This is a genomic window from Streptomyces cinnabarinus (genome assembly GCF_027270315.1).
GTDB lineage: Bacteria > Actinomycetota > Actinomycetes > Streptomycetales > Streptomycetaceae > Streptomyces > Streptomyces cinnabarinus.
On record NZ_CP114413.1, the window covers coordinates 7,571,619 to 7,586,477 of the forward strand.

General features: G+C 72.0%; 12 protein-coding genes and 1 pseudogene. 10 read left to right on the plus strand and 3 right to left on the minus strand.

Annotated features, from left to right (window positions below; genetic code table 11):
* Window positions 1–133: 133 nt before the first annotated feature.
* Both STRCI_RS34145 and ssgD read right to left on the minus strand, forming a co-directional pair.
* Complete coding sequence (locus STRCI_RS34145) at window positions 134–1,756, minus strand: ABC-F family ATP-binding cassette domain-containing protein (RefSeq protein WP_269662825.1); 1,623 nt, start codon at window positions 1,754–1,756, stop codon at window positions 134–136.
* Between the two features lie 275 nt (window positions 1,757–2,031).
* Window positions 2,032–2,448 carry a spore wall synthesis regulator SsgD gene (gene ssgD / locus STRCI_RS34150; protein ID WP_269662826.1) on the minus strand — a complete coding sequence of 139 codons (417 nt, stop codon included), beginning with the start codon at window positions 2,446–2,448 and terminating at the stop codon, window positions 2,032–2,034.
* Window positions 2,449–2,719: 271 nt separating this feature from the next.
* On the opposite strand from ssgD, the gene STRCI_RS34155 reads away from it, so the two are divergent.
* The 4 genes and pseudogenes from STRCI_RS34155 to mmpA all read left to right on the plus strand — a co-directional run bounded on the left by STRCI_RS34155 (window position 2,720) and on the right by mmpA (window position 5,461).
* A complete protein-coding gene (locus tag STRCI_RS34155) occupies window positions 2,720–3,781 on the plus strand; it encodes a WD40/YVTN/BNR-like repeat-containing protein (RefSeq protein WP_269662827.1) in 1,062 nt (353 codons plus the stop codon).
* Window positions 3,782–3,829: 48 nt separating this feature from the next.
* Entirely contained in the window at window positions 3,830–4,078 is a 249-nt protein-coding gene (locus STRCI_RS34160; RefSeq protein WP_269662828.1) for a plasmid stabilization protein, read from the plus strand.
* A gap of 28 nt (window positions 4,079–4,106) precedes the next feature.
* Window positions 4,107–4,790 (plus strand): annotated as a pseudogene (locus tag STRCI_RS34165) (endonuclease V); the annotation flags it as partial.
* A gap of 524 nt (window positions 4,791–5,314) precedes the next feature.
* The gene (mmpA, locus tag STRCI_RS34170) at window positions 5,315–5,461 is read left to right on the plus strand and encodes a morphogenic membrane protein MmpA (RefSeq protein ID WP_418953479.1); all 147 of its coding nucleotides are present in this window, start codon (window positions 5,315–5,317) and stop codon (window positions 5,459–5,461) included.
* Window positions 5,462–5,471: 10 nt separating this feature from the next.
* On the opposite strand, the gene STRCI_RS34175 is transcribed toward mmpA, so the two are convergent.
* On the minus strand, window positions 5,472–6,650 hold the full coding sequence (locus STRCI_RS34175; RefSeq protein ID WP_269662829.1) for a saccharopine dehydrogenase family protein: 1,179 nt from the start codon (window positions 6,648–6,650) through the stop codon (window positions 5,472–5,474).
* Window positions 6,651–6,741: 91 nt separating this feature from the next.
* Between STRCI_RS34175 and STRCI_RS34180 the strand changes: the two genes are divergently transcribed.
* The 6 genes from STRCI_RS34180 to STRCI_RS34205 all read left to right on the plus strand — a co-directional run bounded on the left by STRCI_RS34180 (window position 6,742) and on the right by STRCI_RS34205 (window position 14,803).
* Window positions 6,742–7,122, plus strand: a complete 381-nt coding sequence (locus tag STRCI_RS34180) for an MmcQ/YjbR family DNA-binding protein (protein ID WP_269662830.1) — start codon at window positions 6,742–6,744, stop codon at window positions 7,120–7,122.
* Between the two features lie 110 nt (window positions 7,123–7,232).
* Window positions 7,233–8,366, plus strand: a complete 1,134-nt coding sequence (locus tag STRCI_RS34185; protein ID WP_269662831.1) for a CaiB/BaiF CoA transferase family protein — start codon at window positions 7,233–7,235, stop codon at window positions 8,364–8,366.
* Entirely contained in the window at window positions 8,363–9,505 is a 1,143-nt protein-coding gene (locus STRCI_RS34190) for an acyl-CoA dehydrogenase family protein (protein ID WP_269662832.1), read from the plus strand. The genes STRCI_RS34185 and STRCI_RS34190 overlap by 4 nt, the downstream gene beginning before the upstream one ends.
* 21 nt (window positions 9,506–9,526) lie before the next feature.
* Complete coding sequence (locus tag STRCI_RS34195) at window positions 9,527–10,741, plus strand: acetyl-CoA C-acetyltransferase (RefSeq protein WP_269662833.1); 1,215 nt, start codon at window positions 9,527–9,529, stop codon at window positions 10,739–10,741.
* 41 nt (window positions 10,742–10,782) lie between these two features.
* Window positions 10,783–12,948: a 3-hydroxyacyl-CoA dehydrogenase NAD-binding domain-containing protein gene (locus tag STRCI_RS34200; RefSeq protein WP_269662834.1), complete on the plus strand. Its 2,166-nt coding sequence runs from the start codon at window positions 10,783–10,785 to the stop codon at window positions 12,946–12,948.
* Window positions 12,949–13,174: 226 nt separating this feature from the next.
* Window positions 13,175–14,803: a thiamine pyrophosphate-binding protein gene (locus STRCI_RS34205; RefSeq protein WP_269662835.1), complete on the plus strand. Its 1,629-nt coding sequence runs from the start codon at window positions 13,175–13,177 to the stop codon at window positions 14,801–14,803.
* The last annotated feature ends 56 nt before the right edge of the window (window positions 14,804–14,859 follow it).

Sequence of the window (14,859 nt, forward strand, 5' to 3'; positions counted from 1 at the left end):
CAGGTTCCGGTACCCGTTCATGAGGCACCGATCCACCATCATCCAGGCCGGAACCACCTGGACAAAACCCTCGTCACCAGGCTGTGGCCCTCGCGAGACGTCCTTGAGGTCGTTCCCCCCAGCCCCGGTGAAGCTAGGCGGGATACCCGACAGCCTCCGGCGTGATCTCCTTCAGTTCTCCGTCGAGCAGCAGCCACCGGGTGATGCCGATCGACTCCAGGAACGGCAGATCGTGGCTGGCCACGATCAGCGCCCCCTCGTAGGACTCCAGGGCCGTGGTGAGCTGCTTCACGCTCGCCATGTCCAGGTTGTTCGTCGGCTCGTCCAGCATCAGCAGCTGCGGCGCGGGCTCGGCCAGCATCAGCGCGGCCAGCGCCGCCCGGAAGCGTTCGCCGCCGGAGAGCGTCGCCGCCTTCTGGTCGGCGCGGGCGCCCCGGAACAGGAAGCGGGCCAGCCGCGCCCGGACCCGGTTGTTGGTGGCGCCCGGCGCGAACCGGGCCACGTTCTCCGCGACGGTCCGCTCGCCGTCGAGCACATCGAGCCGCTGCGGCAGGAACCGCATCGGCACATGCGCCCGCGCCTCGCCCGACACCGACCGGAGCTCCCCGGCGATGGTGCGCAGCAGCGTGGTCTTGCCCGCGCCGTTGCGCCCGATCAGCGCGATCCGCTCCGGCCCGCGCAGATCGAACCCACCGGCCACCCGCGCCCCGTACGCCAGCTCCAGATCCAGGAGCGTGAGCACCTCCCGGCCCGGCGGCACGGCCGTGTAGGGCAGATCGACGCGGATCACGTCGTCGTCCCGTACGGCCTCCACCGCCTCGTCGAGCCGGTCCTTGGCCTCGGCGAGCCGCTCCTCGTGCATGATGCGGTGCTTGCCCGCGGACTCCTGCGCCGCGCGCTTGCGCGCCCCCATGACGATCTTCGGCTCGCGCTTCTGGTCCCACATCTTCTGGCCGTACCGCTTGCGGCGGGCCAACTTGACCTGGGCGTCGACCAGTTCGCGCTTCTGCTTCTTCAGATCGGCCTCGGCGACCCGCACCATCCGCTCGGCCGCCTCCTGCTCGACCTCCAGCGCCTCCTGGTACGCCGAGAAGTTGCCGCCGTACCAGGTGATCTCGCCGGCGCGCAGATCGGCGATCTGGTCCACGAGATCGAGGAGTTCACGGTCATGACTGACCACGACCAGCACCCCTGGCCAGGACGCGACGGCCGCGTACAGCCGCCGACGCGCGTACAGGTCCAGGTTGTTGGTCGGCTCGTCCAGGAGCAGCACGTCCGGCCGGCGCAGCAGCAGCGCGGCCAGCCGCAGCAGCACCGACTCGCCGCCCGATACCTCACCGACGGTGCGGTCCAACTGGATGTGCCCGAGGCCGAGTTCGCCCAGGGTGACCAGGGCGCGCTCCTCCACGTCCCAGTCGTCGCCGACGGTCTCGAAGTGCTCCTCGGCCACGTCACCGGCCTCGATGGCGTGCAGGGCGGCGCGCCGCGCGGCGATGCCGAGCGCCTCGTCGACCCGCAGCGCGGTGTCCAGCGTGACGTTCTGCGGGAGGTAGCCGATCTCACCGGCGACCCGGACGGTGCCGTCGGCGGGCGGCAGTTCACCGGCGATGAGCTTCAACAGGGTCGATTTCCCAGACCCGTTGACCCCGACCAGTCCGGTGCGGCCGGGGCCGAAGGCGGTGTCGAGGCCCTCGAAGACGGGGGTGCCGTCGGGCCAGGTGAAGGCGAGGGACGTACAGGTGATGGAACTTGACATGCGGGCCTCCGCGGTTGCTCGAAGCGATCAAGGGCAAGCGCGTATCGAGACACTTGCGACCCGCGGGGGATGCCTCAGGGACATGCGGAGCATGTCGGGCATGAGAAAAGCCCTGCACCGGAGGACGGCTCGTACGCCGAGGTCGCACGCTGCGCACGCACCTCAGGGGGTGCGACGCGGTGTCTCATGACCTCAGACGAGCAACGGCCTTCTCCAATCGGCGGCAACAGGACCGTTGTACACCGTAGGAGGGGGCCGGAAGGGTGTCAACGGAATTAAGCGGCGTCCCGCATCAGCTCCGCCAGGTCATGGTCCAGGTCGAGCTGGAGGTGCTCCAGGCCCACCGGCACCAGTTCGTTCGTGGCGTCCAGGAAGCGGCGCACCTCGCCGGTGCGGACGTGGATGACCGCGGTGCCCTCGGGAGCGTGGAACTCCAGGACGGTGCGGTCGTAGCCGTACGGGCGGGCCCGGACATCGCCCTGGCCGACGTTCTCCGTGAGGCCGGAGGCCAGCAGCTCACGGCTGAAGGTCCAGCAGACCTCCACGCCCTCCAGGGTGGCCGGGGCGGGGAAGGTCATCCGGACGGCGAACGGGTCGCGCCGGTCGTAGTGCAGCGTGGCGGGGATGTTCGGCATCCGCGGCGCGGCGGCGACGAGACGGGCCTCCACGGGCTGCTCGATGACGTAGGACAACGCCTTGCTCCCTTGCTACGGCTGGACGCGGCCGGGCGGATCGGGCCGGGCACTGTAAGAGACGACGGAAACGGCCGATGCGTGCACCTGGGGGGCGAGTGACCTCTGTCACCGCCTTTCATGCACGGGAGTGACGGGGTTCTTCTCCCGTTCCCGCAGCGGCCGTCCGGGGCTGCCGAGGCCATCTGGACGGCGTGGTGCGCGTGGGCTAGCTTCGCCCGCCATGAGGGCCTTGGGGAACACGCGACGCTGGGGACGCACGGTTCGCACGATGGCCGCGGGGGCGGTGTGCGCGGCGGCACTGGCCACGCTGACGGCCGCACCCGCGCGGGCGCACGAGCCGGGACCGGCACCCGGGTCCGCGCACTGGGAGGTGAAGGACACCGGCAGCCCAACGGTCCGCTTCCGGGGGCTCGCCGCCGTCAGCCGGGACACCGCCTGGCTGGCCGGGAGCGCCGGCACCGTCCTGCGGACCACGGACGGCGGCGCGAGCTGGCGGAACGTCTCGCCGCCGGGGGCCGAGGAGCTTCAGTTCCGGGACGTCGAGGCGTTCGACGCGCGCCGGGCCGTGGCGCTGGCCATCGGCGAGGGGGAGGCGTCCCGGGTGTACCGCACCGACGACGGCGGCGCGACCTGGACCGAGGCGTTCCGTAACACCGACCCGCGCGCCTTCTACGACTGCATGGCCTTCTTCGACCGTCGGCACGGGCTGGCGATGAGCGACCCGGTGGAAGGCCGGTTCCGCATCCTGTCGACCGCGGACGGCGGCCGCAGCTGGACGGTCCTGCCCGACGACGGGATGCCCGCCGCGCTGGACGGCGAGGCAGGGTTCGCGGCCAGTGGCCAGTGTCTGGTGACGGCCGGGTCCAAGGACGTCTGGCTGGCCACCGGCGGCGCGGCACTCGCGCGTGTCCTGCACTCCGCCGACCGAGGACGCACCTGGACCGCCACCGACAGTCCGATCCCGGCCGGGGACCCGGCGCGGGGCGTCTTCGCCCTCGCCTTCCGCGACCGCACCCACGGGCTCGCGGTGGGCGGCGACTACCGCCCCGGGGAGGCGTCCCCGCAGGCGTCCGCCCGCACCATCGACGGCGGCCGCACCTGGCGTCCCGCCGGGACACCGGTGAGCGCCTACCGCTCCGGCGTCGCCTGGCTCCCGCACAGCCGCACCGCCGCCCTCGCGGTCGGCCCCACCGGCACCGACTTGACCACCGACGCCGGCCGCACCTGGCGGACCGTCGACACCGGCTCGTACGACACCGTCGCCTGCACCCCCGACCTGAGCTGCTGGGCAGCGGGCGAGAAGGGCCGCGCGGCACGCCTGGAGAGGTGATCCCGAACCGGGGTACTCGGTCGCCGACGGCGAAAGGAGTGAGCGCACATGCCACGCGGTTCGAGCCCCAAGCGGGAGCGGCAGTACGAGCACATCAAGAAGAGCGCGCAGGAGCGTGGGGAGAGCACCGAGCGGGCGAAGGAGATCGCCGCGCGCACGGTGAACAAGCAACGCGCCCGGTCCGGCGAGTCCAAGACCTACGATCAGCTCTACGAGGAGGCCAAGCGCCGTAACGTCGAGGGCCGTTCGAGGATGGACAAGAGCGGGCTCCGGCGCGCCCTGGGTGGCGAGGGCTGACTCCGGGACCCGTACGCTCGTCCGCATCATGACGACCGTACGCATCCCCGCGGGCTGGCCCGCGACCGAGGAAGACGCCCGTGCCGTCCAGGACGAACTGCGCGCCCGCGTGGTGCTGGACGAGCCGGGGCCACCGCCCGGCACCGGGCGGGTCACCGGCGTGGACGTGGCCTACGACGACGAACTGGACGTCGTGGCCGCCGCGGCCGTCACCCTGGACGCGGCCACCCTGGAGGTCGTCGCGGAGGCGACGGCCGTCGGCCGGATCTCCTTCCCGTACGTGCCGGGGCTGCTCGCCTTCCGGGAGATCCCCACGGTGCTGGCCGCCCTCGACGCCCTGCCCGGCCCGCCGGGCCTGGTGGTGTGCGACGGCTACGGCCTCGCCCACCCCCGCCGCTTCGGCCTCGCCAGCCACCTCGGCGTCCTCACCGGCCTGCCCACCATCGGCGTGGCCAAGAACCCGTTCACCTTCACCTACGACGAGCCCGGCGCGGCCCGCGGATCGGCCTCGCCGCTGGTCTCGGGCACCGAGGAGGTCGGCCGCGCCGTGCGCACGCGGGAGGCCGTCAAGCCGGTCTTCGTCTCCGTCGGCCACCGTGTTTCCCTCGACAACGCCTGCGCCCACGTCCTCGCCCTCACCCCGTCGTATCGCCTCCCGGAGACGACGCGGCGGGCCGACGCGCTGTGCCGGAAGGCGCTGCGGGCCGCCACCGAGCCGAACGAGGAACTAGCGGCACGCGCGCGTGCGGACCGCAGCCGGTCATGGGGCCGCACGCTGTACGAACGGCAGCGGGACCCGGTGACCTGGGCGGGCCGGGTGCTCGCGGCGGCCGCGGGGGAGGGGCACCGGACGCCGGAGATCGACGCCGTGCTGGCCGTGGCGGGCGACCGGGACCGGTGGCACGAGGGCCGGGAGGTCTTCGGAGAGGTGCGGGGCGCCGGCATCCATGCCGAGGACCAACTGCTGTTCCGGCTCGCGGAACTGGTCGCCAAGCTCGCCCACAACGCGGCGGGCCCGGCGCCGTACTTCGACTATCACGCGGGCTGGGAGATCGGCCCCCTTGCCTGCCGTATCGCTGCCGCGTCCGGGGATCCCGCGGCGCGGCAGCGGTTGGAAGCCGCGCTGGGGGAATGGGCGCCTTCTGAGTACGTCGACTGAGTACCCGTACGGATGTCCGCGCCCGGCCCGCTCGACAGGCTGGGCGCATGTCCTCCCAACGCATGTCCTCCCACCGCATGGCCTCGCACCGTTCCCCGAAGCCGCTCGCCGACCCCGACCGCCCCGTCGAGCGGGTCGTGAACGCGGCGCTCGTCCTCGCCGCGCTCGCGGGGCTCGCCTGGATCTGCGGAATGATCTACACCGTCGTCCAGTGGCCGCTGTAGGACCGTCGGCCTAGCGGCTCGCGGCCACCCGGAACACGATCCCCGCCCGCCGCAGTCGCTCGATCAGCGCGTCGCCCATCGCGACGGCCGTGGTGACCTGTCCGGCCGTCGGCGGCAGTTCGTCGAAGGCGAGGCAGAGCGCCGACTCGGCGAGCATCTTCGCCGTCTCGTCATAGCCGGGGTCGCCGCCCGAGACCTCGGTGAAGACCCGGCGGCCCCCGGCCTGGCCGACGAAGCGGACCGAGAACCAGCTCTTCGCGCGCTTCTCCGGGCTCGGCCCGTCCCCGGGCTTGAGCCGGTCCGACAGCCACCGCCGGGCGGGCGGGAGTTGGGCCGCTGCGGCGAGCCCGCCCACGCCCACGACACCGGCCACGGCGACGGGCAGATGCCGTACCGCCGCGTAGTGCCGATAGCGGAAGTCGGGGCCGTAGCGGTCCAGGGCCTTCGCGGAGCGGCGGACGATCTGCGGGTCGATGGTCGGCAGCGGTACCGCCCAGGCGCCGATCTCCCCGGAGTACCGGGGCGCTCCGGTCGGGGCCAGCGCACGGCGGCCCACCAGGCGCGGTTCGTGCCGGGCCCGGTCCCGTGCGGCGGCCAGCATCTGGCGCCCGCGCGCGAACTGGCCGAGCGCGGAGGCGAAGGTCCCGCCGGAGAACATGGCGTCCGCGGTCACGAAGCCGTCCACGGTCAGCGGCACGCCCTCGGGCAGCTGCCGGACCGTGAAGTACGCGCCCAGGTCGTGCGGGATCGAGTCGAACCCGGCCGCGTGCACCAGCCGGGCGCCCGTCTCCCGCGCGCGTGCGTCATGGCGGACGTACATCAGGTCCACGAACTCCGGCTCACCGCTGAGGTCCAGGTAGTCCGTGCCGCTGTCCGCGCAGGCGGCGACCAGTTCCTCGCCGTAGCGCACATAGGGGCCCACCGTCGTGGCCACCACGCGCGCCTGCCGGGCCAGTTCGCGCAGCGAGGCCGGGTCCGCCACGTCGGCACGGAGCACGCCGACCCGGTCGCCGCCCGGCAGCCCCTCGCGCAGCCGCTCCAGTTTCGCCTCGTCGCGGCCCGCGACCGCCCAGCGCAGCCCGTCCGGGGCGTGCGCCGCGAGGTACTCCGCGGTGAGCGCCCCGGCGAAGCCGGTGGCTCCGAAGAGCACGATGTCGTAGGGACGATCCGTTCTGCTCAGCCTGCTCATGACACCTCTCGTCCCGCACCACGCGCCGTTGTCGGTGGCCGAGGCTAGCGTGAGGTGTGCGGAGCCCGACGACCAGGCTGGGAGGCAGCGGATGGCCGTGGACCGGAACGCCCTGAAGAAGTGGGAGAAAGTACGCCAGTTCGCCCTCGGCCTGCCGGGCGCGGCGGAAGAGTTCCCGTGGGGCGAGACCGTGGCGAAGGTCAACAAGAAGGTGTTCGTCTTCCTCGGCGTCGACGACGGCAGCTATCCGCTGGGCGTCACCGTGAAGCTCAAGGACGAGGCCGCCCACGCCCACGCGCTGACCTGCCCGGGCGCCGAGCCCGCCGGATACGGCCTCGGCAAGTCCGGCTGGGTGAGCATCCCGCTGGAGCAGAAGGGCGCCCCGCGCGCCGAGCTGCTGTGCGACTGGGTCGAGGAGAGCTACCGCACGATCGCGCCGAAGCGGCTGGTCGCGGAGCTCGACGCACGCTGAGGCAGGGCACCTCGGTAAGGTCACTAAGCGCTTGCTCTTGTGCTCGCTGGAGCAAGTTCCTAACATCCCTGGTGTTACATCAGTAGTGTCACACCTACCCTGGGGACCGGATGGCAAAGACGCCGTTGCACGGCCCGCTCACCGGCGTACGCGTGGTGGAACTGGCCGGGATCGGGCCGGGCCCGTTCGCCGCGATGCTCCTCGCCGACCTCGGCGCCGATGTCGTCCGGGTGGACCGGCCCGGCGGCCCCGGGCTCGCGATCGATCCCGCGTACGACGTCACCAACCGCAACAAGCGCTCGGTGATCGTCGACCTCAAGGCGCCCGACGGCGCCGCGCACGTCCTCGACCTCGCCGCCCGCGCCGACATCCTGATCGAGGGCTACCGCCCCGGCGTCGCCGAACGCCTCGGCGTCGGCCCCGAGGACTGCCAGGCCCGTAACCCCCGGCTCGTCTACGGCCGGATGACCGGCTGGGGCCAGGACGGACCGCTCGCCCAGCGCGCCGGCCATGACATCGGCTACATCGCGCTCACCGGCACCCTCGGCATGATCGGCACCCCCGGCGAGCCCCCGCCCGCCCCCGCCAACCTCCTCGGCGACTACGCGGGCGGCTCCCTCTACCTCGTCGTCGGTGTCCTCGCCGCCCTGCACCACGCCCGCGCCACCGGCACCGGCCAGGTCGTGGACGCCGCCATCGTGGACGGCACCACCCATCTCGCCGCGATGATCCACGGCATGCTCGCCGCCGGAGGCTGGCAGGACCACCGCGCCGCCAACCTCCTGGACGGCGGCTGCCCCTACTACGGCACCTACGAGACGGCGGACGGCAAGTACATGGCCGTCGGCGCCCTGGAGCCGCAGTTCTACGACACCTTCCTCGACCTGCTCGGCCTCGACGGCTATGCCGACGCGCGCAAGGACTGGGCCCGCTGGGGCGAGCTGCGCGAGGCCGTCACCGCCCGTTTCAAGTCCCGTACCCGACAGGAGTGGACGGCCGTCTTCGAGGGTTCCGACGCCTGCGTGGCCCCCGTCCTCACCCTCCGCGAGGCCCCGGACCACCCGCACCTGGCCGCCCGTGGCACCTTCACCGACCACGGCGGCATCACCCAGCCCGCCCCGGCGCCCCGCTTCTCCGCCACCCCCACCGCCGTCCGCTCCGGGCCCGCGCGGCCGGGCGCCGACACCGCGGACGTGGCACGCGACTGGGACGCACCCGACCTGATGAAGGGCCACGAGTCATGAAGCGGCGGATCTACTCCGACGAGCACGAAGCGTTCCGCGAGACGGTGCGCAGCTTCCTCGCCAAGGAGGTGCTGCCGCACTACGAGCAGTGGGAGAAGGACGGCATCGCCTCCCGCGACGCCTGGCGCGCGGCGGGCAAGCAGGGCCTGCTCGGCATGGCCGTGCCCGAGGAGTACGGAGGCGGCGGCACCGACGATTTCCGCTACAGCGCCGTCATGGCCGAGGAGTTCACCCGCGCGGGGACGCCCGGGCTCGCCCTCGGCCTGCACAACGACATCATCGGCCCGTACCTCACCTCCCTCGCCACCGAGGAGCAGAAGCGCCGCTGGCTGCCAGGCTTCTGCGACGGCTCGCTGATCACGGCCATCGCCATGACCGAGCCGGGCGCGGGCTCCGACCTCCAGGGCATCACCACCCGGGCCGAGGACCGCGGCGACCACTGGCTGCTGAACGGCTCCAAGACGTTCATCTCCAACGGCATCCTCGCCGACCTGGTCATCGTCGTCGCCAGGACCACCCCCGAGGGCGGGGCGCACGGCCTGTCGCTGCTAGTCGTCGAGCGGGGCGCGGAGGGCTTCGAGCGCGGCCGCAACCTCGACAAGATCGGCCAGAAGGCGCAGGACACGGCCGAGTTGTTCTTCCACGACGTCCGGGTCCCGAAGGAGAACCTCCTCGGCGAGCTGAACGGCGCCTTCGTCCACCTGATGACGAACCTCGCCCAGGAGCGCCTGAGCATCGCGGTCGCCGCCATCGCGGGCGCCGAGCACCTGCTGGAGCTGACGACCACCTACGTCAAGGAGCGCGAGGCGTTCGGCCGGCCGCTCGCCACCAAGCAGCACATCCGGTTCGAAATAGCGGAGATGGCCACCGAGTGCGCGGTGACCCGCACGTTCCTGGACCGCTGTGTCGAGGAGCACTCCGGCGGCGGACTCGACGCCGTGCACGCCTCCATGGCCAAGTGGTGGGCGACCGAGCTCCAGAAGCGCGTCGCCGACCGCTGTCTGCAACTGCACGGCGGATACGGCTACATGAGCGAATATCCCGTCGCGAAGGCGTTCACCGACGGACGTATCCAGACCATCTACGGCGGGACGACCGAGATCATGAAGGAGATCATCGGCCGTTCCCTGCTGGGCTGACCCTCACCGAAAGGCTTCCCTGTGAGCACCGAAGCGTACGTGTACGACGCGATCCGCACCCCGCGCGGCCGCGGCAAGGCGAACGGCGCCCTGCACGGCACCAAGCCCATCGACCTGGTCGTCGGGCTCATCCACGAGATCCAGGCCCGCCAGCCCGGCCTCGACCCCGCCGCGATCGACGACATCGTCCTCGGCGTCGTCGGCCCGGTCGGCGACCAGGGCTCGGTCATCGCCCGGATCGCCGCCATCGCCGCCGGACTTCCGGACACCGTGGCCGGCGTACAGGAGAACCGCTTCTGTGCCTCGGGCCTGGAGGCCGTCAACCTGGCCGCGATGAAGGTCCGTTCGGGCTGGGAGGACCTCGTCCTCGCGGGCGGTGTGGAGTCCATGTCCCGGGTGCCGATGGCCTCCGACGGCGGCGCCTGGTTCAACGACCCGATGACCAACCTCGACGTCAACTTCGTGCCGCAGGGCATCGGTGCCGACCTGATCGCCACCATCGAGGGGTTCTCCCGGAGCGACGTCGACGAGTACGCGGCGCTCTCCCAGGAGCGGGCGGCCACGGCCTGGAAGGAGGGCCGCTTCGAGAAGTCGGTCGTCCCGGTCAAGGACCGCAGCGGCCTGGTCGTCCTCGACCACGACGAGCACCTGCGGCCCGGCACCACCGCCGACTCCCTCGGCAGGCTGAAGCCGTCCTTCGCCGACATCGGCGAGCTCGGCGGCTTCGACGCGGTGGCGCTCCAGAAGTACCACTGGGTCGAGAAGATCGACCACGTCCATCACGCGGGCAACTCCTCCGGCATCGTCGACGGCGCGTCGCTGGTGGCGATCGGTTCGCGCGAGGTGGGCGAGCGCTACGGCCTCACCCCGCGCGCGCGGATCGTCTCCGCGGCGGTCTCCGGCTCCGAGCCGACCATCATGCTCACCGGCCCCGCGCCCGCGACCCGCAAGGCCCTCGCCAAGGCCGGCCTGACCATCGACGACATCGACCTGGTCGAGATCAACGAGGCGTTCGCGGCGGTCGTCCTGCGCTTCGTGAAGGACATGGGCCTGTCCCTGGACAAGGTCAACGTCAACGGCGGCGCCATCGCCCTGGGCCACCCGCTCGGCGCCACCGGCGCCATGATCCTGGGCACCCTCGTCGACGAACTGGAGCGCCAGGACAAGCGCTACGGCCTCGCCACCCTCTGCGTCGGCGGCGGCATGGGCATCGCCACCATCGTCGAGCGCATCTGAACACCCCAGCGGCCACAAGAGACTTCTACGGAGATTCCCTCATGACCACGACCATCCGCTGGGAACAGGACCGCACCGGCGTCGTCACCCTCGTCATCGACGACCCCAGCCAGTCCGCCAACACCATGAACCAGGCCTTCCGCGACTCCCTCGCGCAGGTCACCGACCGCCTGGAGGCGGAGAAGGACACCATCCGCGGTGTCATCATCACCTCCGCCAAGAAGACCTTCTTCGCCGGCGGCGACCTGCGCGACCTGATCCGGGTCACCCCGGAGACGGCCCAGGAGCTCTTCGACGGCGGCATGGCCATCAAGCGCAACCTGCGCCGCATCGAGACGCTCGGCAAGCCGGTCGTCGCCGCCCTCAACGGCGCGGCCCTCGGCGGCGGTTACGAGATCGCCCTCGCCTGCCACCACCGCGTCGCCCTCGACGCCCCCGGCTCCAAGATCGGCTGCCCCGAGGTCACCCTCGGCCTGCTCCCGGGGGGCGGCGGCGTGGTCCGTACGGTCCGGATGCTGGGCATCGCGGACGCGCTGCTGAAGGTGTTGCTGCAGGGCACGCAGTACAACCCGCAGCGCGCCCTCGACAACGGCCTGGTCGACGAAGTGGTCACCACCCAGGAGGAGATGCTGGCCAAGGCGCGCGCCTTCATCGAGGCCAACCCCGAGTCGCTCCAGCCCTGGGACAAGCCCGGCTACCGCATCCCCGGCGGCACCCCCGCCAACCCCAAGTTCGCGGCGAACCTCCCCGCGTTCCCCGCCAACCTGAAGAAGCAGACGAACGGCGCCCCCTACCCCGCCCCGCGCAACATCCTCGCGGCGGCGGTCGAGGGATCCCAGGTCGACTTCGAGACGGCGCAGATCATCGAGGCGCGCTACTTCGTCGAACTGGCCGCGGGCCAGACCTCGAAGAACATGATCCAGGCGTTCTTCTTCGACCTCCAGGCCGTCAACTCCGGCGCCAACCGGCCCAAGGGCATCGAGTCCCGCCAGGTCCGCAAGGTCGCCGTCCTCGGCGCCGGGATGATGGGCGCGGGCATCGCCTACTCGTGCGCCCGAGCGGGCATCGAGGTCGTCCTCAAGGACGTCACCGACGAGGCGGCGGCCAAGGGCAAGGCGTACTCCGAGAAGCTCTGCGCGAAGGCGGTCGCCCGGGGCCGTACGACCCAGGAGAAGGCCGACGCCCTCCTGGCCCGCATCACCCCGACCGCCGATCCGCAGGGCGTGGCGGGCTGCGACGCGGTGATCGAGGCGGTGTTCGAGAACCCGGAGCTGAAGCACAAGGTCTTCCAGGAGATCCAGCACATCGTCGAGCCGGACGCGCTGCTGTGCTCCAACACCTCCACCCTCCCCATCACGGCCCTGGCCGAAGGGGTGGACCGCCAGTCGGACTTCATCGGCCTGCACTTCTTCTCGCCGGTCGACAAGATGCCGCTGGTGGAGATCATCAAGGGCGAGCGCACGGGTGACGAGGCCCTGGCCCGGGCCTTCGACCTGGTCCGCCAGATCAAGAAGACCCCGATCGTCGTCAACGACTCCCGAGGCTTCTTCACCTCCCGTGTGATCGGCCACTTCATCAACGAGGGCGTGGCGATGGTCGGCGAGGGCGTGGAACCGGCCTCGGTGGAACAGGCGGCGGCGCAGGCGGGTTACCCGGCGAAGGTCCTGTCCCTGATGGACGAGCTGACGCTGACGCTGCCCCGCAAGATCCGCAACGAGTCGAAGCGGGCCGTGGAGGAGTCGGGCGGCACCTGGGCCACGCACCCGGCGGAGTCCGTCATCGACCGCATGGTCGACGAGTTCGACCGCCCCGGCCGCAGCGGTGGCGCGGGCTTCTACGACTACGACGACGCCGGCAAGCGAGCGGGCCTCTGGCCGGGCCTGCGCGAGCACTTCACCCGCTCGGACGCGGAGATCCCCTTCAAGGACATGCAGGAACGCATGCTCTTCTCGGAGGCTCTGGACACCGTCCGCCTCCTGGAGGAAGGCGTCCTCACCTCGGTGGCCGACGCCAACATCGGCTCCATCTTCGGCATCGGCTTCCCCGGCTGGACCGGCGGAGTCCTCCAGTACATCAACGGCTACGAGGGCGGCCTCCCCGGCTTCGTGACCCGGGCGAACGAACTGGCGGAAAAGTACGGCGCCCGCTTCACGCCGCCGACCCTGCTGGTGGAGAAGGCGAAGAAGGGGGAGCCCTTCAGGGACTAAGGGAGTAGTTAGGGGCCTCTTAACGCCGGGCGGGCACTTTCAGCCCGTCCGGCGTTTGAGGTCGAGGCCCCTTCAGGGCCGTTGGGGGTCCAGGGGGCGGAGCCCCCGGGTGGGGCGAGAAACCCTCGTACCGCTGAGCGACACGCCCCGCTTGCCCCCACCCCACCCCCCTCGCAGGCTGACCGGCGAACCCCGCACAACCCGGTCCCGCCGCAGAGGAGTCCCCATGGGAACCAGCCCCGCCCGCGCCCTGCTGGACATCCTCCGAAGCGAGGGCGTGGACCGGGTCTTCGGCAACCCGGGCACCACCGAACTACCCTTCCTGGCAGCCCTGTCGGCCGCAGAAGACCCACCCGAGTACATCCTCGGCATCCACGAGGGCGCCGTGGTCTCGATGGCGGACGGCTACGCCCGAGCCACCGCCCGCCCCGCCTTCGTCAGCCTCCACATCGCCGCGGGCCTGGCCAACGGCCTCATCGGCCTCCTCAACGCCCGCCGCTCCCGCACCCCCCTCGTGGTCATGGCAGGCCAGCAGGACCGCAGACACCTCCAGCAGGACCCCATGCTCTCCGCCGACCTCATCACCCTCGCGCACCCCGCGGTGAAGGCGGCGTACGACATCCAGCACGCCCCCGACCTGCCCCTGGCCCTCCGCCGAGCCTTCGCCCTCTCCGTACGACCCCCCGCGGGCCCCGTGCTCCTCTCCGTCCCCATGGACCTGCTCGCGGAGGACACCGAGGTGGACGTCCCGCCCCGCACCCCGACACCCTCACAGGGCCCCGCCCCCGGCCTCGACCGCGCCGCCCACCTCCTGGCCGCCGCCACCCGCCCGGTCATCGTCGCCGGCGACGGAGTCGGCCGCGAGGGCGCCCTGCCCGCCCTCGTCCGCGTCGCCGAGGCATGCGGCGCCCCCGTGCACCACCAGCCGATGGCCGACTGCCTGAACTTCCCCACCACACACCCCCTGTACGCCGGAATGCTCCCCCCACGCCACGACGCCATCCGCGAGACCCTCACCCCGTACGACACCGTCCTGATCACGGGCGCACACGCCTTCACCCCTCACCACTACACCCCGGGCCCCCCGCTCCCACCCGGCCTCACGGTCGTCCAACTCGACTCCGACCCGGACGAGATCGGCCGCAACTTCCCCGCCGACACCGGACTCGTGGGCGCCCTCGGACCCTCCCTGGACCTCCTCGCCGGCCTCCTGGGCGACCGCGTCCCCGAGCACACCGCCAAACGCCGCGTCCTGCGTGCGAGCGACCGCCACACCGCCGACCGGGAGCACACCGAGTCCACGGCCCGCGCCGCCCGTTCGACGGCCCCGCTCGCTCCCTGGGCCGCCGCCCACGCCGTGGCCCGGGGACTGCCCCCGGACGCCGTGGTCGTCGAAGAGGCCATCACCGTGGGCCTGTTGCTGCGGTGCCTGGTCCGCCTGGACCGCCCCGGCAGCTACACCCACACCGTCGGCGGCGGCCTCGGCTGGGGCGTCGGCGCCGCCGTGGGACGCCGGCTCGCGGAGCCGGAGCGGCCCGTGGTCGCCGTACTCGGCGACGGCAGCGCCCTGTTCGGCCTCCAGGGCCTGTGGAGCGCCGCCCGACTGTCGGCCCCCGTACTGTTCGTGGTCCTGGGCAACGGCGCCTACCGCACCCTCCAGGACACCTACACCGCGATGGGCGGCCACGGCAGGTGTCCCGGCACGGACCTGGGGCCCCTGGACTTCACCCGGGCGGCCGACTTCTTCGGGGTCGACGCGGTACGCGCCACCAGTGCCGACCACTTGCATGAACTGGTTGCGCTGGCAGGCGAGTTGAGAGGCCCGCTCCTGGTCGACGTACCGCTGCGAGGCTAGCGATTCACAGTGACGCGCATCTTGTCACCCCGGCCGCCGGGTCCGACCATCGGTCC

Bases quoted from the DNA above. Each gene is read 5' to 3' on its own strand.
- STRCI_RS34175 (WP_269662829.1), bottom strand. From the start codon at position 6,650: ATGAGCAGGCTGAGCAGAACGGATCGTCCCTACGACATCGTGCTCTTC.
- STRCI_RS34180 (WP_269662830.1), top strand. From the start codon at position 6,742: ATGGCCGTGGACCGGAACGCCCTGAAGAAGTGGGAGAAAGTACGCCAG.
- STRCI_RS34145 (WP_269662825.1), bottom strand. From the start codon at position 1,756: ATGTCAAGTTCCATCACCTGTACGTCCCTCGCCTTCACCTGGCCCGAC.
- STRCI_RS34200 (WP_269662834.1), top strand. From the start codon at position 10,783: ATGACCACGACCATCCGCTGGGAACAGGACCGCACCGGCGTCGTCACC.
- STRCI_RS34190 (WP_269662832.1), top strand. From the start codon at position 8,363: ATGAAGCGGCGGATCTACTCCGACGAGCACGAAGCGTTCCGCGAGACG.
- STRCI_RS34185 (WP_269662831.1), top strand. From the start codon at position 7,233: ATGGCAAAGACGCCGTTGCACGGCCCGCTCACCGGCGTACGCGTGGTG.
- STRCI_RS34155 (WP_269662827.1), top strand. From the start codon at position 2,720: ATGGCCGCGGGGGCGGTGTGCGCGGCGGCACTGGCCACGCTGACGGCC.
- STRCI_RS34160 (WP_269662828.1), top strand. From the start codon at position 3,830: ATGCCACGCGGTTCGAGCCCCAAGCGGGAGCGGCAGTACGAGCACATC.
- mmpA (WP_418953479.1), top strand. From the start codon at position 5,315: ATGGCCTCGCACCGTTCCCCGAAGCCGCTCGCCGACCCCGACCGCCCC.
- STRCI_RS34205 (WP_269662835.1), top strand. From the start codon at position 13,175: ATGGGAACCAGCCCCGCCCGCGCCCTGCTGGACATCCTCCGAAGCGAG.